This window comes from Pseudonocardia sp. ICBG1034, assembly GCF_020131375.1.
Lineage (GTDB): Bacteria > Actinomycetota > Actinomycetes > Mycobacteriales > Pseudonocardiaceae > Pseudonocardia > Pseudonocardia alni.
Genome location: NZ_JAHLEK010000021.1, coordinates 319,893 through 343,544, shown reverse-complemented (window position 1 = coordinate 343,544; position 23,652 = coordinate 319,893). Strand labels below are relative to the sequence as shown.

Here is a 23,652-nt window from a genome sequence, read left to right as displayed (position 1 = left end):
GCTCAGACCGCGGCGTCGAGCTCCGCGCGGGTGGGCGGGTTCGCGCCGTGCCGCGAGCAGGTGATCGCCGACGCCGCGACGGCCTCGGTCAGCACGGCCTCCAGCGTCGGCCGGTCGATGCGGTAGAGGTCGTCGCGGGCGGTCGCACCGAGCAGCCCGCGCCGGTGCAGACCGGCGAGCAGCGCCGCGGAGAAGCTGTCCCCGGCACCGACGGTGTCGACGACCTCGACGGCGCGGCCGGGCAGCACCAGGTGCAGCCCCGACGACGTCCCGGCCAGCACCCCGTTCGCCCCGAGGGTGACCACGACGACCGCCGGACCGAGCTCGAGCCACTCGCCGACGACGTCGCCGGGCTCGCGGCCCGGGTGCAACCAGCCCAGATCCTCCTCACTGACCTTCACCACGTCGGCCACGCCGAGCAGCTCGTGCACGCCGGGCAGGATCTCCTCCGGCGTACCCATCAGCAGCGGCCGGAAGTTGGGGTCGTAGCTCACCGTCGCGGTGTCCACAGCGGAGGCGAGCAGCTCGCGCAGCGCGTCGTGACCGGGCGCGGTGGTCAGCGCCAGCGATCCGGAGTGGACGGCGACGACCGGGCCGGCCGGGCCCTCGTCGAGGGCACCGGCGAGCTCGTCGTCGGTCCACTGCCAGTCCGCGGTGCCCGCGATCCGGAAGTCGTAGGACGCCTGCCCGTCGGCGGCCAGCTCCACGATCGCCAGCGACGACGGCTCGTCCGCCTCGACCGAGTGCGACAGGTCGACGCCGTTGTCCGCGAGATGGTCGCGCAGCTTGCGCCCGAGCAGGTCGTCGGCGAGCCGGGCCAGCATCCGGGCCGGCACGTCGAGACGGGACAGCCCGACCGCGACGTTCGCGGGGCTGCCGCCGGGCGCGAGCTCCCAGTACTGCTGTGTCGATGCGCGGTCCGCCTGCGCTTCCCGCTGCGCGGTCACGGGGACGATGTCGACGAGGGCTTCTCCGGCGACGGCGATCACTCCGCGTGGCGGGCGTCCGGCAGCTGTGTCGGGCATGGCCGCACTGTAGTGGTCCGATCGGGGTCCCCGGACAGGTCCGTGACGGGTCACGACCACGTCACGGTGCGTCGACACGCACGTGGTAGGCATGACGGATGCCCCGGAAGATCCCGGTCGTGGTGCTGGCCGGATTCCTCGGAGCCGGCAAGACGACACTGCTGAACCACCTCCTCGCCGCGGGCGGGGACGCGCGGATCGGCGTGGTCGTCAACGACTTCGGGTCGGTCGGCATCGACGCGATGCGCGTGGCCGGTCAGGCCGGCGACGTCGTCGGGCTCGGCAACGGCTGCCTGTGCTGCGAGGTCGGTGAGGGTGGCGTCTCCTCGGTGCTGGAGAAGCTGACCCGCCGCCGCGACGAGATCGACGTCGTCGTCATCGAGGCCAGCGGCATCGCCGAGCCCGGCACGCTGGTCCAGCTCGTGCTCGACGCGCTGGGCCAGCACCTGAGCTTCGGCGGGCTCGTCGAGGTCGTCGACGCCGCGGAGTTCGAGGACTCGCGGCGCCGCCACCCCCAGCTCGACAAGCACGTCGGCATGGCCGACCTCGTGGTCCTGAACAAGATCGACCGGGTGGGGCCGGGGCCGCTGTGGCGGGTCCGGCGGCTGTGCCGCGAGGCGAACCCGCGGGCCCCGATCGTCCCGGTCCGCGACGGCGCGGTGGACCCGGCGCTGCTGTTCGACATCGAGATCGTGCCGGGCCGCCAGCTGATGCTGGGCGAGCGCGTCGACGAGCCGCACTCCCACCACCTGCACGCCGGCTACCAGAGCCTGACGTTCCTGTGCGACGAGCCGCTCGACGCCGCCCGCCTGCAGGACCTCCTCGACGCCCGGCCGTCCGGGCTGTACCGGATCAAGGGCTCGGTGCGCTTCGCCGCCGCCCCGGACCGGGAACGCTGGGACCTGCACACCGTCGGCCGGTACGTGCGGTTCCGCCGGAGCCGGTGGGACCCCGACGAGCCCCGCCGCACCACCCTGGTCCTGATCGGGACCGGGCTGGACTCCGACGCGCTGCACCGGTCGCTGCGGGCCTGCGTCGCGACCGACACCGACCGCCGCGACGTCGACGCCCTGCTCCCGGTCGCCCGCTACGCGACCTGACGACCCCGGGGAGGGCTCAGACCGAGGTGAGGTCCGGGCCCGTCGCCGGCTCGGCCAGCTGGGTCAGCGCGTCGGCGGCCCACGCCTCCCCACCGGTCACGGCGGTCCACAGCAGGACACCGAGGGTGCGGGTCGGGTCGATCCGTCCCGCCTGCCACGACGGCGTCGCCGCGAGCCGCTCGGCGCGCGCGCAGAGCTGCCAGGAGGCGGCGTCGGTCGCGGCGATGTCGCGGGCGAACCGGGTGTGCCCGGTGCGGGCGCGGTAGGCCCGGACCGGGTCGGTGACCGCGTGGATGACCGAGAGCACCCCGATCGCCAGTCCCAGCGCGACGGGCAGGCAGACGAGGAACGCCAGCGCCGACCAGGACCAGCTGTTCTCACCCACGGTGAGCGCCACCACGGCGGCGGCGACGACGGCGGTGCCGGTCATCGCCCCGGCCGGGAGCTTCGTGTAGACGAGGTCGCCCGCGTCGTCGACGACGTAGTCGGTGCCGGCGATCAGGGCCGGGTCGTAGACGCGGTATCCGGTACGGGTGCGGACGAGGGTGGGCAGGCGGTCGGCGGGGGCGCCGGTGACGAAGTCGTTCATGGTCGTGCTCGATCTGTGAGAATGCTGCTGCTCGCGGCCCACCTGATGGCCGTCTCGCCCGGTCAGTCGCCCACGATGCCGGTCGGTGTTACAGATTCACAACGTTCCTCGGCGCGTCCGGTCTGTGATGTTCGCCTCCCTCGCTTGCGAGCAACCCGGAGCGCTCACCCGGGTGGCCAGGCGTCGCCCCACGCGGTGTCACGGGCGTGCCGGAACAGCTCCGTGCGACTGCGCGGGACGGGGGTGTCCCGCAGCGTCCCGTCCGCCTCGCAGACACGCAGCGTGACCAGTCCCTTGCGTGTGTGCGGGTGCCGGACCACCCGGCCCGGGGCCCGGCCGACGGCGCCCTCGTCGTCACGCACGGCGACGACGTAGGAGAACTTCTCGTCCTCGTGGCCCAGCGAGCCGGCCTTCAGCACCCGGTGGCGCGAGCTGCGCCCGACGCGCACGGCGAAGTGGCACCAGTCGTCACCGGTCACCGGGCAGGCGCCGTCGTGCGGGCAGGGCGCGGCGACGGTCAGGCCCGCGGCGAGCAGCCGGGCACGGGCGTCGAGGATGCGCGCGTGCCCGGCCGGCGTCCCCGGCTCGACGAGCACGACCACCCGCGCGGCCCGGGCGGCGGCGTCGACGACGGCGTCGCGCACCGGCACCGGCAGCTCCCCGAGCAGGTAGCAGGCGGTCAGCAGGTCGGTGTCCGGCAGCGCCGGGGCGGTGCCGAGCACCGCGGTCTCCCAGCGGGCGCCGCGCAGCAGCGCGGACGGAGCCCCGGCCGCGAGCCTGCGCCCCAGCGCCCGGGCCGGCGCCGCGGCCTCCAGCACCGTGGCCCGCCCCAGCGACGGCCACACCTGCGCCGCGGCCCACACCGCGGCACCGGTCCCCCCGCCGAGGTCGAGCAGCGACACCGGCTCCGGCACCCGCGCGGCGGCCCGCTCCAGCACGTCGACGACCGCCGCGTGCGTCGCGGGCATCCGGTACGCGGCGTAGGCCGCCGCGTCGTCGTCGGTGCGCAGGATCGGCGCGGTGGGCACGGTGCCGCTGCGGTAGTCGCGGATCAGCCGGTCGACCACCGGCGCGAGCCGCGCGGCGGGGACCCGGTCGAGCGCGTCGTCGAGAGCGGCGCCGAGCGCGCCGGACAGGTCGGGGGACAGGTCGGGGACCACCCGCCCATTCCACCAGTCCCGGGCTCAGCCCCGGGCGCCGACCAGCAGCGGGTCGGCCAGCACGTCGAGCAGCGGGGCCTGCATCCGCGCCCACGGCGACAGCCCGGAGGCCGGGTCGTCGGCGGCGGCGCGGAAGCGCGCCCAGCTCCACCAGGCCACGTCCTCGACCTCGTCGGGGCGCGGCTCGGGCTCGCCGCTGATCCGGGCGACGAACACCGGGCAGAGCTCGTTCTCCTCGATCCCGTCCTGCGACGCGCGGTAGCTGAAGTCCGGCAGCACCATCCGCAGCTCGGTCGCGCGGATGCCCAGCTCGTCGGCCAGCCTGCGACGCACCGCGTCGGCCATGTCCTCGCCGGGGGCGGGGTGCCCGCAGCAGGTGTTGGTCCAGACCAGCGGGAAGGCGGTCTTGGTGCGGGCACGCCGGGTCACCAGCAGCCGACCGGCGTCGTCGACGCCGTAGCAGGAGAACGCCAGGTGCCGCGGGGTGCTCGCACCGTGCACGGTGGCCTTGTCCGCGACGCCGACCGGGTTGCCGTCGTCGTCCAGCAGCACGACCTGTTCCATGCCGTCCTGTCTACCGGAGCCCGGCGGCCGCGGCCCGTCGGCCGGTACCGGCTCACACCCCGGAACGGGCGGCTGCGCGGCGCCGGGCCGCGCCGCCGAGCGCGGCACCCGGCAGGTGCGCGGCGACGACCGCGAGTGCGGCGGGGGAGACCGTGCCCCGCGCCAGCCCCAGCCCGACCGCGCAGTCGAACACCCGCCGGCTCCGGGCGGCGGCGCCGATCGCGGCGTCGAGGAACGCGGGACGCGCGGCCAGCCGGGCGAGCGTCCCGACGTGGCGGTGGTGGCGGGCGAAGGTCCGCTCCATGGCGGCGCGGTGGGCGGCGCCCGCGTCGTCGCCGCGCAGCGCGCTGCGCCCGGCGAGGATCCCGGAGGCGACGGCGTCGAAGATCCCCTCGCCGGTCAGCGGGTTCACCTTCGCCGCGGCGTCGCCGGCCAGCAGCACCCGGCCGTCGGGCTGGAACCGGGGCGCGGTGGACAGCGGCAGGTGGTGCGCGCGCAGCGTCGACGGGTCCGGTTCCTGGCCGGGCAGCAGCGCGGCGAGCCGCTCCAGCAGCGACGCCCGGTTCCCCGCGCCGCGCTCGTCGAACACACCGTAGCCGACGTTCGCGCCGCCGCCCGCGATCGGGAACGACCAGGCGTAGGCCGGGACGGCGCCGCCGGCGTACTCGATCGACAGCGTCCCCGGTTCGGCGGCGACCGGGGTGTACCCGCGGATCGCCACCGCCGTCGACGACGGCGGCACGCCCGGAGCGCCGAGCGCGCGGCGGACCACCGAGTGGGCCCCGTCGGCGCCGATCACGACCCTCGCGACGACGTCGTCGTCGAGCAGCACCCGGTCCCCGTGCGGGACGACGGTGCGGACCCGGTGGCGGCGCAGCTGCGCACCGGCGGCGACGGCCGCGTCGACCAGCGCCGCGTCCAGCTCCAGCCGCGTGACCACCCGGTTCGGCCGGGGTGCGGTGCGGTGCGCCACCCGGCCCTGGGGGGTGCGCAGGCGCAGCCGCGGTGCCGCGACGCCGAGGGCCCGGACCCCGGTGGCACCCAGCTCGTCGAGCAGGTCGAACACCTCGGCCGCGACGCCGTCGCCGCAGGTCTTGTCGCGGGGGAAGGCCGCGGCGTCGAGCAGGAGCACCGACGCCGACGGTCGCAGCCGCAGCACGTTGAGTGCCGCGGCGCAGCCGGCGGGACCGGCCCCGACCACGACGACGTCGTAGGTGGACATGGCGCCATTGTCCCCCTCCGCGCCCGGGCGGAAACGGCTCGCCACCGCCCGCCCGGCCGTGGTGCACTCGCACACCGCCACCCCCTCGTCCGGCCGCGCCGTGTGCCGGCGCCGCGGGTGGGCGCGTCCGTCACGTACCGAGGAGCACGCTGTGACCACCGAGCCGCCCGCCGGCCGCGACGCCGAGCGGCTGCCCGCCGGAGCCCTGCTGATCATCTCGCTGCTCGTCGGCTCGGCGTTCGTGATGATCCTCAACGAGACGATCATGAGCGTGGCGCTGCCCGCGCTGATCGCCGACCTGCGGGTCACCCCGGCCACCGCGCAGTGGCTGACCAGTGGGTTCCTGCTGACGATGGCCGTGGTCATCCCGATCACCGGCTACCTGCTGGGGCGGTTCCCGCCGCGGTCGGTCTACCTCGCCTCGATGGGCCTGTTCAGCACCGGCACGCTGCTGTGCGCGGTCGCGCCGGCGTTCGGGTTCCTGCTGGCCGGACGGGTCGTGCAGGCCACCGGCACGGCGGTGATGATCCCGCTGCTCATGACGACGATCCTGCGCCTGGTCCCGGCGAGCCGCCGCGGGCAGACGATGGGGACGATCTCGATCGTCATCGCGGTGGCGCCCGCGGTCGGCCCGACGCTGTCCGGGGTGATCCTCTCCGCGCTGGGCTGGCGCTGGATGTTCTGGATCGTGCTGCCGATCGCGCTGGTCGCCCTGGTCGCGGGGGCGCTGCGGCTGCGGGTGGCCGCGGAGACCACGCGGGCCCCGCTCGACGTCGTCTCGGTCCTGATCTCGGCGGTCGCGTTCTCCGGGATCGTCTACGGGCTGTCCGCGATCGGGGAGTCCGCCGCCGGGGGCGCGCACACCGCGGTGCCGCCGTGGGTGCCGCTGGTGCTCGGGGCGGCGGCGCTGGCGGTGTTCGTGCACCGCCAGGTCCGGCTGCAGCGCGGCACCGGCACGGCTCCGCTGCTGGACCTGCGCCCGTTCGCGGTCCGCCGGTACTCGCTGTCGCTGGTGCTCGTCGCGACCGGGTTCATGTCGCTGTTCGGCGCGATCATCCTGCTGCCGCTCTACATCCAGGAGGTGCTGGGCGACAGCGCGTTCGTCGCCGGTCTGGTGGTGCTGCCGGGCGGGCTCGTGATGGGGTTGCTGGGCCCGTTCGTCGGCCGGGCCTACGACCGGGTCGGCGCCCGTCCGCTGGTGCTGCCCGGCTCGGTGCTGCTCGCGATCGTGATGTGGGGGTTCACCACCCTGGCCGCGGCGACGCCGATCTGGCTGGTCGTGGTGCTGCACGTGGGCCTGTCCGCGGCGCTGGCGCTGATGTTCACGCCGCTGATGACCGACGCGCTCGGCTCGCTGTCCGGCGAGCTGTACTCGCACGGCAGCGCCATCCTCACCACGCTGCAGCAGGTCGCGGGCGCGGCGGGGACGGCACTGTTCATCACCGTGATGACGCTCGCCTCGGCCGGCGCCGGCGTCGACGCGGCCGGGGTGCACGCGGCCTTCCTGGTCGCGGCGGGCGTGTCCCTGGTGACCGTGGTCGTCGCGGTGGCCGCGTCCCGCCTGCCGGCACCCACCGCGGCCCCGCAGGACGCCCGGGCCTGAGGCCCGTCCGCCGGGTCAGCGGGTCGCGGTCCTCCCGGTGGTGCCGGCGGGGGCGGGGACGTCCGGGTCGTCCAGCCCGTCGCGGGAGGTCTCGCGCAGGGCGAGCACCGACCCGACCGAGACCAGCGCCAGCACCCCGATCACCGCCGACAGCGTCCCGGTGCCGAACCCGGCGGCCTGCAGCGACGCGAACAGCACCGGCGAGAGGCCCGCGCCCATCCCGGAGATCTGGTAGCCCAGCGAGGCCCCGGTGTAGCGCGAGCCGGTGGAGAACATCTCCGAGTACAGCGCCGCGGACGGCCCGAACCAGGCCGCGTGCGTCACGCCCTGCCCGACCACCACGGCCAGGGTGAGCAGCACCGCCGAGCCGGTGTCGATCATCGGGAAGATCGCGACGCACCACAGCCCGGTGGCGACCGCCCCGCCCAGGACGACCGGCCGTCGTCCGACCCGGTCCGACAGCGCGGAGAAGCCGATGATCCCCACGATGGCGACCAGCGAGGACAGCGTCAGCGCGTTCAGCACGGTCTGTCGTTCGAACCCGGCACCGACGGCGTAGGAGATCAGGAACGTGGTGAGCGTCCCCTGCGCGACGAAGGCCCCGAACCCCACGCCGACGGCGAGCAGCAGGTTGCGCGGCCGGGACAGCACCTCCAGCAGCGGGGCGCGGGCCGGCGTCGTCGGCTGTGCGGCGGCCGCCGCGGCGAACACCGGGGTCTCGGTGACCGAGAGCCGGACGAACAGGCCGATGCCCAGCAGCACCACGCTCAGCAGGAACGGGATCCGCCAGCCCCAGGTGAGGAACGCGTCCCCGGTCAGCGACGCCGACAGCGCCAGCACCAGCGTCGACAGCACCATGCCGCTCGGCGCGCCGGCGTTCGTGAAGCTCGCCCACAGGCCCCGCCGCGACGACGCGTGCTCGGCCGACATCAGGACCGCGCCGCCCCACTCCCCGCCGACCGCGACGCCCTGCACGACCCGCAGCACGATCAGCAGCACCGGGGCCAGCGCGCCGACCTGCGCGTAGGTCGGGAGCAGGCCGATCAGGGTGCTCGCCACCCCCATCAGCACCATGCTGATGACCAGCATCCTCTTGCGCCCGACCCGGTCCCCGAAGTGGCCGAACACGATCCCGCCGAGCGGGCGGGCCAGGTAGCCGGTGGCCAGCGTGCCGAAGGCGGCGACGGTGCCGACCAGCGGGTCGAGGTCGGAGAAGAAGACCGCGTTGAACACGACGGCCGAGGCCGTCGCGTACAGCAGGAAGTCGTAGTACTCGATCAGGCTGCCGAGGTAGCTCGACAGGACCGCGCGCCGGCGCTGGGTCGAGGAGAACCGGGGGTGCGTCATCGCAGCTCCCTGCCTTCCGTGAGATGGAAAGCAGCTTTATAGCAAGTTACTTGTGATCAGCGCCACGATCGTTAGGATCGCACACGTGACGGATGCGGCGTCGGTACCGACGGGGACGCGGGGACAGCGACTGACCTACCTGGTCAAGCGCCTGCAGATGGCCGAGCGGGCCCGGATGGAGGAGGCGCTGCGCCCGCTGGGCGTGACGCTGGCCCAGTACACCGCGCTCAGCGTGCTGGAGCGCCGCGGCGGGCTGTCCTCGGCGCAGCTCGCGCGACGGCACTTCGTGACTCCGCAGGCGATGCAGCAGCTCGTCGCCGCGATGGAGCGCGACGGGATCGTCGAGCGCCGGCCGGACCCGGACAACCGCAGGATCCTGCAGGTCTGGCTCACCCCGCACGGCGACGCGACGCTGGCCCGCTGCCACGCCGCGGCCGGGGTCGTCGAGCGCCGGATGCTCGACGCGCTGGAGCCCGAGCAGGCCGAGGTGTTCGCCGACGCCCTCGAACGGTGCCTCGCCGCGCTGGCCGGTCGCGACGGGATCCCACCGGACGGCGATGCTTGACCCCATGGCAAGCACCTTGCTATCAAGCTAGTTGATATCAAGGAGCGAGGGAGCCCCATGAGCCCGATCACCGGTCCCGGCCTCGGGCTGGGCACCTGGCCCGCCCGCCGCGCGCGGATCAGTCCGCACGCGCCGGCCCTGTCCGACGGGGAGCGGGCGGTCGACCACGCCGAGCTGGCCGGGCGCGCCGCCCGGATCGCCGGCGGTCTGGCGGAGCGGGGCGTCGGGCCGGGGGACCGGGTCGCCTGGCTGGGGGTGAACGCCGTCGCCACCCTGGAGACCTGCTTCGCAGCGTGGCGGCTCGGTGCGGTCGCGGTCCCGCTGAACTACCGCCTGGCCCCCGCCGAGGTCGGCTACATGCTCGACGACTGCGGCGCGACGCTGCTCGTGCACGGCGCCGACGCCGACGACCTCGTCGCCGCGACCGCGCCGCGGATCCCGGTCGTGCGCGGCGTCGAGGACCTCGCCCGCGGGCCCGCCCGCGACGACGCCGGTGCCGGTCTCGACGACCCGGCCGTGCTGCTCTACACCTCCGGTACCACCGGTCGTCCGAAGGCCGCGGTGCTGACCCACGGCAACCTGACCTGGAACACGGTCAACCAGCTCGCCCACGTCGACGTCTGCTCGGACGAGCGCACGCTGTGCATCTCGCCGCTGTTCCACTGCGTCGGGCTCTCCCAGGTCACGCTGCCCACGCTGTTCAAGGGCGGGAGCGTCGAGCTCGTCGCCCGGTTCGACCCGGCGGCGGTACTGGGCCGGATCGCCGAGGCCGGGATCACCAGCTTCGCCGCCGTCCCGACGATGCTGCAGATGCTGTGCGAGTCCCCGTCGTTCGCGGGCACGGACCTGTCGTCGCTGCGCACCGTGGTCTACGGCGGGTCCCCGGTGCAGGAGCGGGTCGCCAGGGCCTGGCTGGAGCGCGGCGTCGCGCTGCAGCAGGGCTACGGGATGACCGAGGCATCGCCCGGGGTGCACATGGCGACCCGCGACGGCACGGCCGCGCACCCGCCGACCTCGGTCGGGGTGCCGCACTTCTTCACCGACGTCGCCGTCGAGCGCGACGGCGAGCTCGCCCCCCTCGACGACGAGCCCGGCGAGCTGCTGGTCCGCGGGCCGCACGTCAGCCCCGGCTACTGGAACCGCCCGGACGAGACCGCGGCGTCGCGGCGCGGGGAGTGGTTCCGCACCGGCGACGTGCTCCGGGCCGGCGAGGACGGCTGGGCGTTCGCCGTCGACCGGGTCAAGGACATGATCATCTCGGGCGGCGAGAACGTGTACCCGGCCGAGGTCGAGGCGGTCGCGGTCACCCATCCCGACATCGCCGACTGCGCCGTCGTCGGGGTCCCCGACGAACGCTGGGGCGAGGTCGGCGCGGCCTACGTGCAGCTGCGCCCCGGGACCGACCTCGACGCCGACGCGGTGCGCGCGCTGCTCGCCGGGCGGCTGGCGCGCTACAAGGTCCCCAAGTACGTGCGGTTCGTCGACGAGCTGCCCCGCAACGCGTCCGGCAAGGTCCGGCGCGTCGACCTGCGTGCGGCCGCGGCCGTCGCCGAGGAGCTGTCGTGAGTTCTCTGCCGGAGTCGCTGACCGTGGAACGCCACGACGAGGTGGCCGTGCTGCGCCTGTCCCGGCCCCGCAAGCGCAACGCCCTCGACGACGCGACCGTGCTCGGCATCGAGGACTTCTTCGCGCGCCCGCCCGAGGGGGTGCGCGCCGTCGTCCTCGACGCCGAGGGCGACCACTTCTGCGCCGGGCTGGACCTGTCCGAGCTCGGGGACCGCGACGTCGTCGCGGCGATGGAGCACTCCCGGATGTGGCACCGCGCGTTCGCCCGGCTCGCCGAGGGACGGCTGCCGGTCGTCTCGGTGCTCAAGGGCGCCGTCGTCGGCGGCGGGCTGGAGCTGGCCTCGGCCACCCACCTGCGCGTCGCCGAGGACTCCACCTTCTACGCGCTGCCCGAGGGCCAGCACGGCCTGTTCGTCGGTGGCGGCGGGTCGGTGCGCGTGCCGCGGCTGATCGGCGTGCACCGGATGACCGACATGATGCTGACCGGCCGCGTCCTCGACGCCGACGAGGGCCACACGCTGGGCCTGTCGCACTACCGCACCGGCCCGGGGGAGGGCCTGGCCCGCGCCTGCGAGCTGGCCCGCACCGTCGCCGGGAACTCGGCGATCACCAACGTCGCCGTGCTCCAGGCGCTGCCGCGGATCGCCGAGGCCTCCCCGGACCACGGCTTCATGATGGAGTCGCTGGTCGCTGCCGTCGCCTCGTCCAGTGCCGAGGCCCAGGAGAGGATGCGGGCCTTCCTGGACGGCCGCGGCGGGAAGGTGCGCCGGTGAGCGAGCTGCTGCGCCCCGTCGCCGACGACGTCCGGGAGACCACGGAGATCGGCCGGTTCGTCACCGCCGTCGAGCGCGGGCACGGCCTGACCCTGCCCGACTACGCCGCGCTGCACCGCTGGTCGGTGACCGAGCCCGAGGCGTTCTGGTCCGCGGTCGCGACCCACCTCGGCGTCCGGTTCGACACCCCGCCCCGGGCGGTGCTCGGGCGCCGGGGGATGCCCGGCGCCGAGTGGTTCCCCGGCGCGACGCTGAACTACGCCGCGCACGCCCTGGACGGCCCCGAGGGCGACGTCGCCGTCGTGGGTTACTCCCAGACCCGCGACCGGGTGGAGCTCACCTGGGGCGGGCTGCGCGAGCAGGTCGCCCGCGCCCGGGCCGGGCTGCGCAGGCTCGGCGTCGGCCGCGGCGACCGTGTCGCGGCGTACCTGCCGAACCTGCCCGAGACCGTCGTCGCGTTCCTCGCGACGGCCTCGCTCGGCGCGGTCTGGACGAGCTGCGCCCCCGAGTTCGGCGCCCGCAGCGTGCTCGACCGGTTCGGCCAGGTCGACCCGGTCGTGCTGCTCACCGTCGGCGGCTACGGCTGGGCCGGACGCGACGTCGACCGCCGTGACGAGGTCGCCGCCCTGCGCGCCGGGCTGTCCGGGGTGCGCCACGTCGTCGCCGTGCCGTACGGGCCGCACACCGTGCCCGACGCGATGACCTGGGACGAGCTGCTGGCCGCCGACCCGGAGCCGGGTGCCGACCCGGTCCCGTTCGACCACCCGCTGTGCGTGCTGTTCTCCTCCGGCACCACCGGGCTGCCCAAGGCGATCGTGCACGGCCACGGCGGCATCCTGGTCGAGCACCTCAAGAACCACGCCCTGAGCTGGGACCTCGGACCCGGCGACCGGATCCTCTGGTACTCCACGACCGCCTGGATGATGTGGAACGCGCTGGTGTCCGGGCTGCTGCGGCAGGCCTCGATCGTGCTGATCGACGGCAACCCGGCCCACCCCGACCTCGGGTGGCAGTGGCGTCTGGCCGCCGAGACCGGCGCGACGCTGCTGGGCGCCAGCCCCGGGTTCCTTATGGCCTCGCGCGCCGCGGGCCTGCGTCCGGCCGCCGAGCACGACCTGTCCGCGGTCCGCCAGATCGGCGCCGCCGGAAGCCCTCTCCCGCCGGAGGGCTACCGCTGGGTGGCCGAGCAGTTCGGCCCGGAGGTACTGCTCAACGTGGGCAGCGGCGGCACCGACGTCTGCTCCGGCATCGTGCAGGGGAGCCCCTTCCAGCCGGTGTGGTCCGGCGAGATCTCCGGGCCCTGCCTCGGGGTCGACGCCGCCGCCGTCGACGACGCGGGCCGCCCGGTCGTCGGCGAGCTCGGCGAGCTGGTCATCCGGGCCCCCATGCCGTCGATGCCCGTCGGCTTCTGGGGCGACGACGACGGCAGCCGCTACCGCGACACCTACTTCGCCACCTGGCCCGGGGTGTGGCGGCACGGCGACTGGGTCCGCTTCTCGGCCGACGGCTCCGCGGTCGTCGCCGGCCGCTCCGACGCCACCCTCAACCGGGGCGGCGTCCGGCTGGGGACCGCCGAGTTCTACCGCGTCGTCGAGGAGCTGCCCGAGGTCGAGGACTCGCTCGTGGTGCACCTGGAGGACCCCGCGGGCGGCAACGGCGAGCTGCTGCTGTTCGTGCAGCCCGCCGACGGCACCCCCCTCGACGACGCCCTGGTCACCCGGATCCGCACCGCGCTGCGTGGCGAGCTCACCCCGCGCCACGTCCCGGACCGGATCGAGGCGGTGCCGGTCGTGCCCCGCAACCGCACCGGCAAGAAGCTGGAGGTCCCCGTGAAGCGCATCCTGCTCGGCGCGGCCGTCGACGACGTCGCCTCCCGCGACGTGCTCGCCGACCCGACCGCGCTCGACGCGTTCGTCCACTTCGCCTCCGGGACGCCGGCGTGAGCGCGCCCGGGCCCACCGGCGGCGCCGGTGCCGCGGCCGGGGTCGGCACCGTCGCCGTCGTCGGGACGGGGGTGATCGGCGTCGGCTGGACGGCGCTGTTCCTGGCCCGCGGCCTGCACGTGCGCGCCTTCGACCCCGCACCGGGCGCCGAGGACCGGCTGCGCGCCGACCTCGCCGAGCTCGGTCCGTTCCCCGGCCACGACGGCCCGCTGCCGGTGGCGAACCTGGTGTTCGCCGGCAGCGCCGGTGACGCCGCCGGGCCCGCCGGGTTCGTGCAGGAGAACGGCCCCGAGCGCGAGGACCTCAAGCACACCCTGTTCGCCGAGCTGGACGAGGCCGCCGCCCCCGGCGTCGTCCTCGCCTCCAGCTCCTCGGGCCTGCTGCCGACGACGATCGCCCGCGGCGCGGCCCGCCACCCCGAGCGGGTGCTCGTCGGGCACCCGTTCCACCCGCCGCAGGTCATCCCGCTGGTCGAGGTCGTGCCGGGGGAGCGGACGGCGGAGTCCGCCGTCGAGGCCGCGCTCGCCTTCTACACCGCGCTGGGCAAGCGGCCGGTCCGGCTGCGGGCCGAGGTGCCGGGCCACCTGGCCAACCGGCTGCAGGCCGCGCTGTGGCAGGAGGCGTACTCGCTGGTCGAGCGGGGTGTCGCGACGGTCGCCGACGTCGACGCCGCCATCTCCCACGGCCCCGGCCTGCGCTGGGCGGTGCTCGGCCCGTTCGCCAACCAGCACCTGTCCGGCGGCCCCGGCGGCCTCGCGCACATCCTGGAGCATCTCGGTCCGCCCACCGAGCGGTGGTGGCGCGACCTCGGCCGGGTCACGCTCACGCCCGAGCTGGCCGCGACGCTCGTCGACGGCGTCCGCGACGAGCTGGGCGACCTCGACGGCCCCGCGCTCACCGCCCGCCGTGACAGCGTCCTGGCCGCGCTGCTCGAGGCCAAGTCCCGTACCGAGCTCCCCTGACGGAGGTTCCCCATGCCCATCGACCTCGCTGCCGTCGACGCGATCGACGTGCACGTCCACGTCGAACAGGACGGCCACGGCTGTCTGGCCCTCGACCAGGAGCTGCTCGACGCCTCGGCGAAGTACTTCAAGGCCGACCAGGACCGCACCCCGACCATCGACGCGATCGCCGAGCACTACCGGGCACGCCGGATCGCCGCGGTGGTGTTCACCGTCGACGCGCCGTCGGGCACCGGACACCCGCCGCTGTCCAGCGAGGAGATCGCCGACGCGGCCGCCGCGCACGACGACGTCCTGATCCCGTTCGGCTCGGTCGACCCGCACACCGGCAAGGCGGCCGTCGCCCGCGCCCGCCGGCTGGTCACCGAGCACGGGGTCCGCGGCTTCAAGTTCCACCCCAGCCTGCAGGCCTTCGAACCCGACGACGTGCGCTTCTACCCGCTCTACGAGGCCATCGCCGAGCTGGGCGTGCCCGCGCTGTTCCACACCGGACAGACCGGGATCGGCGCCGGACTGCCGGGCGGACGTGGGATCAAGCTGCGCTACTCGAACCCGATGCTGCTCGACGACGTCGCCGCCGACCATCCCGACCTCACCGTGGTGCTCGCCCACCCGTCGGTGCCCTGGCAGGACGAGGCGATCTCGATCGCCACCCACAAGTCCAACGTGTACATCGACCTGTCGGGCTGGTCGCCGAAGTACTTCCCGCCGCAGCTGGTGCGGGCCGCGAACACGATGCTGCGCCGCAAGGTGCTGTTCGGCTCGGACTACCCGGTCATCACCCCCGACCGGTGGCTCGCGGACTTCGAGACCCTCGAGATGAGGCCCGACGTCCGGCCGATGATCCTCAAGGACAACGCGGTGCGGATGCTCGGACTGGGGTGATCGTCGACGGTGAGGGGGTGCCGGACGCGGCACCGGACCCCCCGCTCGTGCCGGTCACGGGATCGACGGCCGCCCGGGTTGTCCGGACGGGTTCCCGTACGGCCCGTCGCGTCGTACGTCGTCGCAGGTCAGAGCCTCGAAGCGAACCGGTTCCCGACGTCGTTGACACGATCAGGTGATTCGTTTCGCCGTGTTCCGGCACCGCGGGGCGGGTCGTCCCGGTCCGTACGGAGTAGCCCAGGTCACTCCCCACGCCCGATCTCGGGGCTCTGCGACCCCGTTCCCATGATGTGGACCTGTCCGGTGTCGAGTTGCTCCGAACGGGTCTGTTTACTGATTCCCATGCACCTCGTCTCCCGGTTCGCGGTTCGGCGTCACGTCGACCTGCGCCGCCAGGCGAGCGCGCTCTGTTCCGGCGCCTGACCGCGCCCGGCTCCCGGGGCGCGCCCGCGCTCCGCCGCACGCCGACCCCGGCACGGGGTCCGCAGCCGCGGTAGCCACGGGACCGCCCCCAGCACTCCCCGACACACCACCGCGCCCCCGCGCGGACCTCCCGCCCCGCCCTCCCGGCGGCCCGGGAGGGCGGAGTCCGACGCCCCTCGGAGCGCACGCCCGCACCTGCCCGCGCCCCGCGGCGCCGTCCACGACGGACGACGCCCCGGCTCGCCGCTCGGCGGATGTCCACATCGGACTCCACCTCGCTCCCCGTCACGAAAGAAGGAGACACGTCGTGCCTCAGCACCGCGCACGGTCCGCGTCCCGGGCCCGGCTGATCGCCGGCGGCGCCGCTCTCGCCGGCACCGCCCTGATCGGCCTGTCCGGCGCGGCCCAGGCGGCCACCCCGGACCTGGTCCCCGACCTCGGCCCGATCCTCAGCGCCCCGAACGACGACCAGCCCGACCCGGCGCCGACCGCGCCCCCGGTCGAGTCGTCCTACGAGGCGTTCGACTCCGACCAGCCGATCCAGCAGCTGCGCGACTTCGCCCCCGCGGGCGTCCCCGCCGCCGGCCTGGTCGACGTCGTGTCGAAGGCGCCGAAGCAGATCACCCCGACCTTCCTGTCCGGCGGAGCGGGCGAATGAGCCTGATCCCGCAGTCCCGCTGGGCGCGGCGGGGGCTCATCGCCCTCGCGAGCGCCGCCGTCGTCGCCGGGGTCGTCGCGATCCCCGCGTCGGCCCAGGGAACGATCGACAAGGTCAAGTCCGAGGTCACCGGCGCCGACGGCAAGAACTACTGGGTCGAGAACAACCTCACGCCGGAGGCCCGTCAGCAGTCCGCCGACGGGCCCAAGAAGGAGTACGCGCTGGTCTGGGCCGGTGACGAGAACGTCGCCGACACCGCGGTCGCCGACGTGCGCAACCTGCCGGGGTCGCTGCTCGACCCGGTCGACAAGGTCCGCGACGCACTCCCCGGTCCGGACTTCCTGGCCGTCGTCGACGTCACCAAGGGCACCCCGGACTACGGCAAGGTCGTCAACACCGCGACCGTCGGCCCGCTCGTGGAGAACGAGCCGCACCACATGCAGTACTCGTGGCGCAAGGGCGACAAGATCTACGCGGGCGGCCTGTTCTCCGCGGCCACCTACGTCTTCGACGTCGCGGCGCTGCCGGAGATCAAGCTCTCCGGCATCTCGCTGCCGTCGCAGACGCTCTGCGGCTCGGTGCCGGACGCCTACTGGGTCCTCAAGGACGGCACCGCCTACGGCACCTACATGGGCGGCCCCGTCGCCCCTGGTCCGTGCCGTTACACCAACGGCGAGGTCCGCACCGGCAACGGCTTCGCGGGCTCTCCCGGCTCGGTGATCCGGTTCGACGAGGAGGGCAGGAACCTCGTCGAGGCCCCGGCCGCGACCGAGACGCCCGAGGACCCGACCCAGTGCCTCAACATGCCGGCCCTGGGCAACCCCACCTGCGCGAATCCGCACGGCATCCAGGTCCGCGAGGACCTGAACACCATGGTCACCAGTGACTACGCGGAGCCGCGGTCGATCATCCTCGACCCGGTGAAGAACCCGTCGCCGTACCTGCGCCGGCCCACCGTGCGGACCTGGGACATCTCCGACCTGAACAAGCCGAAGGTCAAGTCGGTGCAGTACCTGCCGACCGGTCCGCGCTCCAACGGGGTCGACCCGCTGCGCAACGAGAACCGCGCCGTCATGGAGACCACGGTCACCAACCGGCCGGAGAACAAGGGCGCGTTCGCCCAGACCATGCAGGGCGGCGCCATCTTCTACACGCCGGACATCACCGCCGAGAACCCGGAGTGGAAGGAGGTCTTCGACCTGGGGACCTCCGCACCCGAGCTGGGTGTCGGTGGCGAGAACGGCGGCCCGAGCGCGAACGGCGGCTGGATCCAGACCAGCGCCGACGACACGACGCTCTACCACGCCACGATCGGTCGCAAGGCCGGCACGCTGGGCCCGGACGACAAGGGCACCGCGGGCGGGGTCATCGCGCTCGACATCGAGAAGCTCCTGGCCTCCGGCAACGCGCCGCAGTGCTCGATCGACACGATCGAGGAGACCACCGCCGGTGGCGCCGAGAGCGACTGCCCGACGATCAAGGGCACGGTCGGCATCAACCCGGACCAGACCGGCGCGGGCCCGCACTGGGGCGCGCTGGACAACCTGGAGCGCGGTGACGACGGCTACTACCGCCACACCGACCAGCCCAAGCGCCTCGCGACCGCGAACTACTTCGTGGCCCGCACCGGGCTCGACGGCGACCACAAGCTGTGCATGACCGACATCGCCCAGGACGGCTCGCTGAGCCTGGACGAGTCGTTCAAGGACGAGGACACCGGGGACACGTGCGTGAGCTTCAACCGCCAGCACTGGCCGCACGGTGACTTCGGCAACGCCAAGCCGCACTCCATGCTGTTCGTCGCGGCCGACGAGGACATCAAGGACTGATGATGTCCCCCTCGTCGATCGTGACGCTCGTGCCGGCCGGCGGGCTCCTGCCCGCCGGCCCGGCCGGGGACGCCCCCGCCCTGCTCCGTGCAGTGGCGGGGGCCGCCCCGGCGGTCCTCGCCCGAGGACCCCTCGACGGCGTGCCGTTCGCGGACACGGCCCTGCGGCTGGTCCTGCTCACCGCGCTCGCCGTGGTGGCCGGAACCGGTCTGGTCCGGGTCCTGGCCGGTGCGCCCGGACGCGCCGAGCGGGTCGTCGCGGGAGTCGCGGCGCTCGTCGCCGTCTCCGCCGCGGTTGCCGCGGTGACCCGGTCCGGCGCCGGGCTCACCGGCTGGACCCTGTTCCTCCTCCTGGTCACGGTCGCGGTACCGGCGCTGCTCGTCGGTCCCCGCCCGGTACTCGCCGTGCTGCCCGCAGTCGCCGTGACGGCGCTGCTGGTCCTCCAGCTCGCCGGCACCCCCGGCGCGCCGTGGTTCGCGCCGGACGCCGGGTACGCCGTCGCCGGGTCCCTGGCCGCCGGTGCGGCGGTGCACCTGGTCACCACCCGCACCGACGACGACACGCGGCCCGCCCGGGTGCGCGTGCTCGGCATCGCGGCGGGCACGGTGGGGGCCGTGCTCGCCGCGGTGCGGCTCGCCGTCGCCGGGCCGTTCTCGCTCACCGACGTGCACGGCACCGGCTTCGGCCGCGCCGCGCTGGTGACGGTCGTGGCCCCGGCCGCGGTCGCGGCCCTGCTGCTCGCCGAGAGCGTGCTGACCGGCCGTGCGGGCCACCGCGTCCGCGCCGACGAGGTACGCGACCGCGTCCGCACCCCCGCCGCGCTGGCCGCGGTCGTCGCCGTCGGTGCGGCGACGCTGCTCGCCGCCCTCCCGGCGCCGGCGCCCGCGGCCGTCCCGGGACAGGCCCTGCTGCGCTCGGTCGACCTCGGCGCCGGGCCGCTCACCCTGGCGGTCTCCCCGATGCGCCCCGGCCCCAACCTCGTCCAGCTCACCGGCGCCGGGGTCACCGTGACCGGGCCCGACGCCACGATGCCCGCCGGACACGGGGACACCGGCGCCCCTGCCGGCTACGCCGTCCGCACCGGGGACCGCGACGTGCCGTTCACGGCCCGCTCCGGCGCCCCGGGCGGCTGGGCGCTGGTCGACCTGCCCGAGGGCACCACCTCGATCACCGTCACCGCCGGGGGACTGGCCCGCGCGGTGCCGGTCGACGTCGGCACCGACCGGACCGCGCCCGCCGGCGCGAGCGGTGCCGACGGGCCGGAGTGCCTGTCCGCCGCCGTCGGGCGCATCCTGGCCGGGGGCGACCCCACGCTCGGCCCGTGCCCGTCGGAGGGGCTCGACCCGGCCGACGCCCTGGCGCTGCGCGGCACCGTCCGCGCGCTCGCCTCCCAGGGGGCGCCGGGTCTGGCGATCGCCGGTGACGTGTCGCCCCGCTCCCGTGCGGCCGCCGACGTCGTCCGCACCGCGGCCGGTGCCGCCGGGCTGCCGGTGCGCCCGGCCCCCGGCCCGGACGACGCCCTGGTCGTCGTGTCCGGCTGGCAGCACGCCGCGACGACGGTCCGCGACACCGCCCGCGCGGCGCAGACCACGCCGACCGCGCTCGGCGGGACCTACCTCGCGCCGTGGCTGCTGACCGGGGGAGTGCTCGGGCAGAGCCCGGGCACCCTTCTCCCGCTGGACTTCGGCCCGCAGGAACAGGTCCCGCAGCGCTACGTCCGGACGCTCGCCGCCGCCGCACCGGGATCGGCTCCGTCGCTGTCGGGGCTGCGTGCCTGGGCGGCGACGACCGGAGAGGCCTACACCGACCCGGCACCGGCTCTGTACGGTGCCGCCCCGGTGAGCGTGCCGATGACCGCCGACGCCGACGACGGCGGGCACCACGGTGCCCCCAACGAGGCCGCCTGGTTCCCGGGCGGCGCGATCGTCCGGATCGGTTCCCCGCTGACCTGGCCCGGGCGGGCGGACACCGACCCCGGGACCGGCGCCCCCGCCGGACCCACCCCCTGACCAGCACCACCCACGAGGAGGCTCCCGTGTCGATCACGAAGGACCCGCCCGGCCGGTCGCCGGGAACACTGGCCCGCGCGTTGCGCGAGCTGCCCGGCAGCGGGCGCACCGCGTTCGGGCCGCAGGACCGCGCCGCCGCCCCGCCGCAGTGGCGGGTCGTCGCCGTCGGCCTGGTCCTGGCCGTGCTGTTCCTGGTCGGGGTGGGCACGGTGGCCCCGGCGACGATGGTCGGCACCGCCGCGCTCGGCCTGGCCCTGGGCTTCACCCTGTTCCACTCCCGGTTCGGCTTCACCTCCGGCTGGCGCCAGCTCGTCGCCGTCGGGCAGGGCGCCGCGATCCGCGCGCACATGGTCATGCTGGCGACGGCGTCGGTGCTGTTCGCGGTGATCCTCTCGTCCGGGTTCGCCCTCGCCGGCGAGCCGAAGGGGTTCACCAACCCGATCGGCATCGGGCTCGTCGTCGGCGCGTTCCTGTTCGGCGTCGGCATGCAGGTCGGCGGGTCGTGCGCCTCGGGCACGCTGTTCGCCGTCGGCAGCGGGCAGTCCGCGATCGTGCTGACCCTGCTCGGGTTCGTCATCGGCTCGATGTTCGCGGTGTTCACCCACACCTTCTGGACGCAGACCGTGCCGCAGGGCCCGAGCGTCAACCTGGCCCAGCTGCTCGGCTATCCCGGCGCCGTCGCCGTCACCCTGCTGGTGACGGCCGCGATCACCGCGGTCACCTGGGTGGTCGCCCGCCGGCGGACCCCGCCGCCGGTCGAGCGCCCGCCGTCGGCGCGCGGCGTCGCGCGGGTCCTGCGCGGATCGTGGCCGATGTGGGTCGGCGCGGTCGTGCTCGCCGTGCTCAACGCGGCGGTCCTGTTCGTCTCCGCCGCCCCGTGGGGCGTGACCTCGGCGTTCGCGCTGTGGGGCTCGAAGCTCCTGCAGGCCGTCGGGTTCGACATGGCGGGGCTGGCGTACTGGCAGGTCCCGGCGAACGCGCGGTCGCTGGCCGCCCCGGTGCTGGCCGACCGCATCTCCAACCTCGACGTCGGCATCATGATCGGCGCGCTGGTGGCCTCCGCGGTGGGCGGCGCGTTCGTGCTGCACAAGCGGATCCCGTGGAAGCTCGCCCTCGGCGCGGTCCTCGGCGGCATCGCCATGGGCTACGGCGCGCGTCTCGCGGGCGGCTGCAACATCGGTGCCTACTTCTCCGGCATCGCCTCGTTCAGCCTGCACGGCTGGATCTGGGCCGTCGTCGCGCTCGGCGGCACCTGGGTCGGGCTGCGGCTGCGGCCGCTGTTCGGCCTGACCAACCCCAAGCCTGCCGACTCGCTCTGCTGAGCCGGCCGGACGCTCCCCCCACCAGAGAGGTTCACACGATGACCGCACGTACCACCGTCCGCGCGCTGGCCGCCGTCGCCGGCGCCGGGGCGCTGGCCACCCTGGCCGGCGGCCTCGCGCACGCCGACGAGGGCCACCACGGCAGCCGCCACGGCCACGGCGACGCGCACTACGACGGCTCCGTCTGGCACTACGACGGCGAGGCCCACCCGTCCGACTCGGCCGACCTGAACGAGTCCGCAGGCGAGAGCGCAGACGGCAACACCCCGGTGTACCTGCTGAAGGACGTCCCCGCCGCGGCGGCGCCCGAGGACCTGCTGAAGCCGGTCGACCTGACCGCGCCCGCGTTCGGCGTGCTGGACGGCCTGAGCTGAGACCCGTCCCGGGCTGCTGTGCACAGGGCCGCCCGGGCCGAGCCGGCCGCCCCGCCCGGACCGCGCGTCCGGGCGGGGCGGCCGTGCGCCGGGGGCGGGTCAGTCCTCCCGGAGGACGGCCTGCACGTCGAGGTCGATCCGCAGCGTCCGGCCGACGGCCAGGACCCCGGCCAGCACCGACTGGTTCCAGTCGATCGCGAACTCGTCGCGGGAGATCTCGGTGGTGGCGGTGAACGCCGCCCGGGTGCCGCCCCACAGGTCGGGGCCGGTGCCGCCGTAGGTCATGTGCAGGTCGACGGGGGCCTTGACGCCCTTGAGCGCCAGCATCCCGTGCACCGTCCAGCGGGTGGCGTCGACGCGGGTGAGGCCGTCGCCCTCGTAGCCGATGGCCGGGTGGGTCTCGACGTCGAGGAAGTCCGCGGTCCGCAGGTGGGTGTCGCGGTCGGGATCGTCGGAGTCCACCGAGCCCGCGTCGATCGACACGCTCACCGAGCTGGCCTCGAACGGGTCGGCCACCCGCAGGTCGCCGGAGAACCGGCGCAGCCTGCCGTGGATCCGGCTCATCCCCAGGTGCAGCGCGGTGGCCCGGATGCTGGAGTGCTGCGGGTCGATCCGCCACAGGCCCGGGGTGGGCAGCACCGCGCCGCCCGCCCGGGCGAGCTCGACGCGGCCCAGGTCGGTGCCGTCCCCGGCGAGGGAGACCGCCCGCGCCGACGGCTCGTACCCCGCCGCGGCGACGACGACCGTGTGCGGCCCCGCCGCCAGTTCCGCCACCGCGAACCCGCCGTCGGCCCGGCTGGCCGCCCGGCCCCGCTGCACGCCGGTGGCGTCCATGACGGTGACCGTCGCGCCGGTCACCGGCCAGCCGTCGGGGGTGCTCAGCCGTCCGTAGAGCTCAGCCACGTCCCTGCTCCGTCCTCGTCGGGTCGCCGATCCGGTCGTCGGTCGGGTCCGGGGCGCCGAAGCGCACCTCGACCGGTGTGGTCGCGCCGCGCGCCACCTGCACCGCGACGACGACCGGCGCCCAGCCGCTCGCCGTCAGCTCGTGCCGTCCGGGCGGGAGCCCGTGCAGCTCGTAGCTGCCGTCCCGGCCGGTGGTGGTCTCGGCGACGGTGCGCCCGTCGCTGTCGCCGATCACGATCCGCGCCCCGGGGACCGGGCGGCCGTCGCCGCTGCGCGCGACGCCGGCGATCCCGGCCAGGGCCGGGAACCGCAGCTCCACCGGCGGCCCGGCCGGGTCGGCGTCGACCGTGCGGGCCAGCGGCCCGTGCCCGGGTGCGGTCGCGGTGAGGGTGTGCGGGCCGGTACCGGGGGTCTCGGCCAGGAACCGGCCCGCCGGGTCGGTCGGCGTGTGCGCGACGACCTCGCCCGCGGTGTCGATCAGCGTGACGGCTGCGCCCCCGATCGGGCGGCCCGCGGCGTCGGTCAGCGTGCCCCGTACCGTGCCGCCGCCGGCGACGGTCACGTCGTGCCGCGCGGGGGAGGCGACGACGGCGACGAGCCCGGCGTCGGGCCCGGCACCGTCGGTGCGGGTCACCACCAGATAGGTCCCGCCGGTGGTCAGGGCCACGGCGTAGGTGCCGTCGCCGCCGCTGACGGCCCGCCCGTGCTGGCGCCCGTCCAGGTCGGTGACGGTGACGGTCGCGCCCGGCACGGGGGTGCCGGACCGCCCCCGCACGGTGCCGACGACCGCAGGTCCGTCCCGTTCCGGTGTCACGTCGCGACCTCCCAGT

21 protein-coding genes are annotated in these 23,652 nt (G+C 75.2%); 13 read left to right on the top strand and 8 right to left on the bottom strand.

Annotated features, from left to right (window positions below; translation table 11 throughout):
• Nucleotides 1-2: 2 nt before the first annotated feature.
• Entirely contained in the window at nucleotides 3-1,025 is a 1,023-nt protein-coding gene (locus KPF22_RS23170) for a carbohydrate kinase (RefSeq protein ID WP_224403266.1), read from the bottom strand.
• Nucleotides 1,026-1,123: 98 nt separating this feature from the next.
• Here KPF22_RS23170 and KPF22_RS23165 point away from each other — a divergent pair, with 98 nt between their 5' ends.
• Nucleotides 1,124-2,125 carry a GTP-binding protein gene (locus KPF22_RS23165; protein ID WP_208822634.1) on the top strand — a complete coding sequence of 334 codons (1,002 nt, stop codon included), beginning with the start codon at nucleotides 1,124-1,126 and terminating at the stop codon, nucleotides 2,123-2,125.
• Nucleotides 2,126-2,141: 16 nt separating this feature from the next.
• On the opposite strand, the gene KPF22_RS23160 is transcribed toward KPF22_RS23165, so the two are convergent.
• From KPF22_RS23160 to KPF22_RS23145, 4 genes are all read right to left on the bottom strand, one after another.
• Nucleotides 2,142-2,714 carry a hypothetical protein gene (locus KPF22_RS23160; protein WP_208822635.1) on the bottom strand — a complete coding sequence of 191 codons (573 nt, stop codon included), beginning with the start codon at nucleotides 2,712-2,714 and terminating at the stop codon, nucleotides 2,142-2,144.
• A gap of 164 nt (nucleotides 2,715-2,878) precedes the next feature.
• Nucleotides 2,879-3,874 carry a small ribosomal subunit Rsm22 family protein gene (locus KPF22_RS23155; protein WP_224403265.1) on the bottom strand — a complete coding sequence of 332 codons (996 nt, stop codon included), beginning with the start codon at nucleotides 3,872-3,874 and terminating at the stop codon, nucleotides 2,879-2,881.
• Between the two features lie 24 nt (nucleotides 3,875-3,898).
• Nucleotides 3,899-4,438, bottom strand: a complete 540-nt coding sequence (gene idi / locus KPF22_RS23150; protein WP_208822636.1) for an isopentenyl-diphosphate Delta-isomerase — start codon at nucleotides 4,436-4,438, stop codon at nucleotides 3,899-3,901.
• 52 nt (nucleotides 4,439-4,490) lie between these two features.
• A complete protein-coding gene (locus KPF22_RS23145; RefSeq protein ID WP_208822637.1) occupies nucleotides 4,491-5,660 on the bottom strand; it encodes a geranylgeranyl reductase family protein in 1,170 nt (389 codons plus the stop codon).
• Nucleotides 5,661-5,811: 151 nt separating this feature from the next.
• Here KPF22_RS23145 and KPF22_RS23140 point away from each other — a divergent pair, with 151 nt between their 5' ends.
• Entirely contained in the window at nucleotides 5,812-7,263 is a 1,452-nt protein-coding gene (locus KPF22_RS23140; protein ID WP_224403264.1) for a DHA2 family efflux MFS transporter permease subunit, read from the top strand.
• A 15-nt stretch (nucleotides 7,264-7,278) separates the two neighbouring features.
• Here the strand turns inward: KPF22_RS23140 and KPF22_RS23135 are convergent, their stop codons facing one another.
• The gene (locus KPF22_RS23135; RefSeq protein ID WP_179760795.1) at nucleotides 7,279-8,610 is read right to left on the bottom strand and encodes an MFS transporter; all 1,332 of its coding nucleotides are present in this window, start codon (nucleotides 8,608-8,610) and stop codon (nucleotides 7,279-7,281) included.
• Between the two features lie 85 nt (nucleotides 8,611-8,695).
• Here KPF22_RS23135 and KPF22_RS23130 point away from each other — a divergent pair, with 85 nt between their 5' ends.
• The 11 genes from KPF22_RS23130 to KPF22_RS23080 all read left to right on the top strand — a co-directional run bounded on the left by KPF22_RS23130 (nucleotide 8,696) and on the right by KPF22_RS23080 (nucleotide 21,919).
• Entirely contained in the window at nucleotides 8,696-9,175 is a 480-nt protein-coding gene (locus tag KPF22_RS23130; protein WP_224403263.1) for a MarR family winged helix-turn-helix transcriptional regulator, read from the top strand.
• Between the two features lie 57 nt (nucleotides 9,176-9,232).
• On the top strand, nucleotides 9,233-10,741 hold the full coding sequence (locus tag KPF22_RS23125; RefSeq protein WP_208822641.1) for a long-chain fatty acid--CoA ligase: 1,509 nt from the start codon (nucleotides 9,233-9,235) through the stop codon (nucleotides 10,739-10,741).
• A complete protein-coding gene (locus KPF22_RS23120; protein WP_208822643.1) occupies nucleotides 10,738-11,514 on the top strand; it encodes a crotonase/enoyl-CoA hydratase family protein in 777 nt (258 codons plus the stop codon). The genes KPF22_RS23125 and KPF22_RS23120 overlap by 4 nt, the downstream gene beginning before the upstream one ends.
• Entirely contained in the window at nucleotides 11,511-13,457 is a 1,947-nt protein-coding gene (locus tag KPF22_RS23115; protein WP_224403262.1) for an acetoacetate--CoA ligase, read from the top strand. The genes KPF22_RS23120 and KPF22_RS23115 overlap by 4 nt, the downstream gene beginning before the upstream one ends.
• A complete protein-coding gene (locus KPF22_RS33275) occupies nucleotides 13,454-14,419 on the top strand; it encodes a 3-hydroxyacyl-CoA dehydrogenase NAD-binding domain-containing protein (protein WP_224403261.1) in 966 nt (321 codons plus the stop codon). Before KPF22_RS23115 ends, KPF22_RS33275 begins: the two co-directional genes overlap by 4 nt.
• A 12-nt stretch (nucleotides 14,420-14,431) precedes the next feature.
• The gene (gene couO / locus KPF22_RS23105) at nucleotides 14,432-15,304 is read left to right on the top strand and encodes a 4-hydroxyphenyl-beta-ketoacyl-CoA hydrolase (protein ID WP_208822647.1); all 873 of its coding nucleotides are present in this window, start codon (nucleotides 14,432-14,434) and stop codon (nucleotides 15,302-15,304) included.
• 730 nt (nucleotides 15,305-16,034) lie between these two features.
• Nucleotides 16,035-16,385 (top strand): hypothetical protein, encoded by a 351-nt coding sequence (locus tag KPF22_RS23100; protein WP_062400879.1) that lies wholly within the window; start codon nucleotides 16,035-16,037, stop codon nucleotides 16,383-16,385.
• A complete protein-coding gene (locus KPF22_RS23095) occupies nucleotides 16,382-18,214 on the top strand; it encodes a selenium-binding family protein (protein ID WP_224403260.1) in 1,833 nt (610 codons plus the stop codon). The genes KPF22_RS23100 and KPF22_RS23095 overlap by 4 nt, the downstream gene beginning before the upstream one ends.
• Complete coding sequence (locus tag KPF22_RS23090; protein ID WP_224403259.1) at nucleotides 18,214-20,223, top strand: hypothetical protein; 2,010 nt, start codon at nucleotides 18,214-18,216, stop codon at nucleotides 20,221-20,223. The genes KPF22_RS23095 and KPF22_RS23090 overlap by 1 nt, the downstream gene beginning before the upstream one ends.
• A gap of 26 nt (nucleotides 20,224-20,249) precedes the next feature.
• On the top strand, nucleotides 20,250-21,545 hold the full coding sequence (locus tag KPF22_RS23085; protein WP_224403258.1) for a YeeE/YedE family protein: 1,296 nt from the start codon (nucleotides 20,250-20,252) through the stop codon (nucleotides 21,543-21,545).
• 38 nt (nucleotides 21,546-21,583) lie between these two features.
• On the top strand, nucleotides 21,584-21,919 hold the full coding sequence (locus tag KPF22_RS23080) for a hypothetical protein (RefSeq protein WP_208822654.1): 336 nt from the start codon (nucleotides 21,584-21,586) through the stop codon (nucleotides 21,917-21,919).
• A gap of 99 nt (nucleotides 21,920-22,018) precedes the next feature.
• On the opposite strand, the gene KPF22_RS23075 is transcribed toward KPF22_RS23080, so the two are convergent.
• Together KPF22_RS23075 and KPF22_RS23070 are read right to left on the bottom strand one after the other, a co-directional pair.
• Nucleotides 22,019-22,822, bottom strand: a complete 804-nt coding sequence (locus KPF22_RS23075; protein WP_208822656.1) for a YceI family protein — start codon at nucleotides 22,820-22,822, stop codon at nucleotides 22,019-22,021.
• The gene (locus KPF22_RS23070) at nucleotides 22,815-23,636 is read right to left on the bottom strand and encodes a collagen binding domain-containing protein (RefSeq protein ID WP_178374055.1); all 822 of its coding nucleotides are present in this window, start codon (nucleotides 23,634-23,636) and stop codon (nucleotides 22,815-22,817) included. Before KPF22_RS23070 ends, KPF22_RS23075 begins: the two co-directional genes overlap by 8 nt.
• Between the last annotated feature and the right edge of the window lie 16 nt (nucleotides 23,637-23,652).

Bases quoted from the DNA above. Each gene is read 5' to 3' on its own strand.
- KPF22_RS23095 (WP_224403260.1), top strand. From the start codon at position 16,382: ATGAGCCTGATCCCGCAGTCCCGCTGGGCGCGGCGGGGGCTCATCGCC.
- KPF22_RS23145 (WP_208822637.1), bottom strand. From the start codon at position 5,660: ATGTCCACCTACGACGTCGTCGTGGTCGGGGCCGGTCCCGCCGGCTGC.
- KPF22_RS23160 (WP_208822635.1), bottom strand. From the start codon at position 2,714: ATGAACGACTTCGTCACCGGCGCCCCCGCCGACCGCCTGCCCACCCTC.
- KPF22_RS23090 (WP_224403259.1), top strand. From the start codon at position 18,214: ATGATGTCCCCCTCGTCGATCGTGACGCTCGTGCCGGCCGGCGGGCTC.
- couO (WP_208822647.1), top strand. From the start codon at position 14,432: ATGCCCATCGACCTCGCTGCCGTCGACGCGATCGACGTGCACGTCCAC.
- idi (WP_208822636.1), bottom strand. From the start codon at position 4,438: ATGGAACAGGTCGTGCTGCTGGACGACGACGGCAACCCGGTCGGCGTC.
- KPF22_RS23165 (WP_208822634.1), top strand. From the start codon at position 1,124: ATGCCCCGGAAGATCCCGGTCGTGGTGCTGGCCGGATTCCTCGGAGCC.
- KPF22_RS23170 (WP_224403266.1), bottom strand. From the start codon at position 1,025: ATGCCCGACACAGCTGCCGGACGCCCGCCACGCGGAGTGATCGCCGTC.
- KPF22_RS23080 (WP_208822654.1), top strand. From the start codon at position 21,584: ATGACCGCACGTACCACCGTCCGCGCGCTGGCCGCCGTCGCCGGCGCC.
- KPF22_RS23135 (WP_179760795.1), bottom strand. From the start codon at position 8,610: ATGACGCACCCCCGGTTCTCCTCGACCCAGCGCCGGCGCGCGGTCCTG.
- KPF22_RS23125 (WP_208822641.1), top strand. From the start codon at position 9,233: ATGAGCCCGATCACCGGTCCCGGCCTCGGGCTGGGCACCTGGCCCGCC.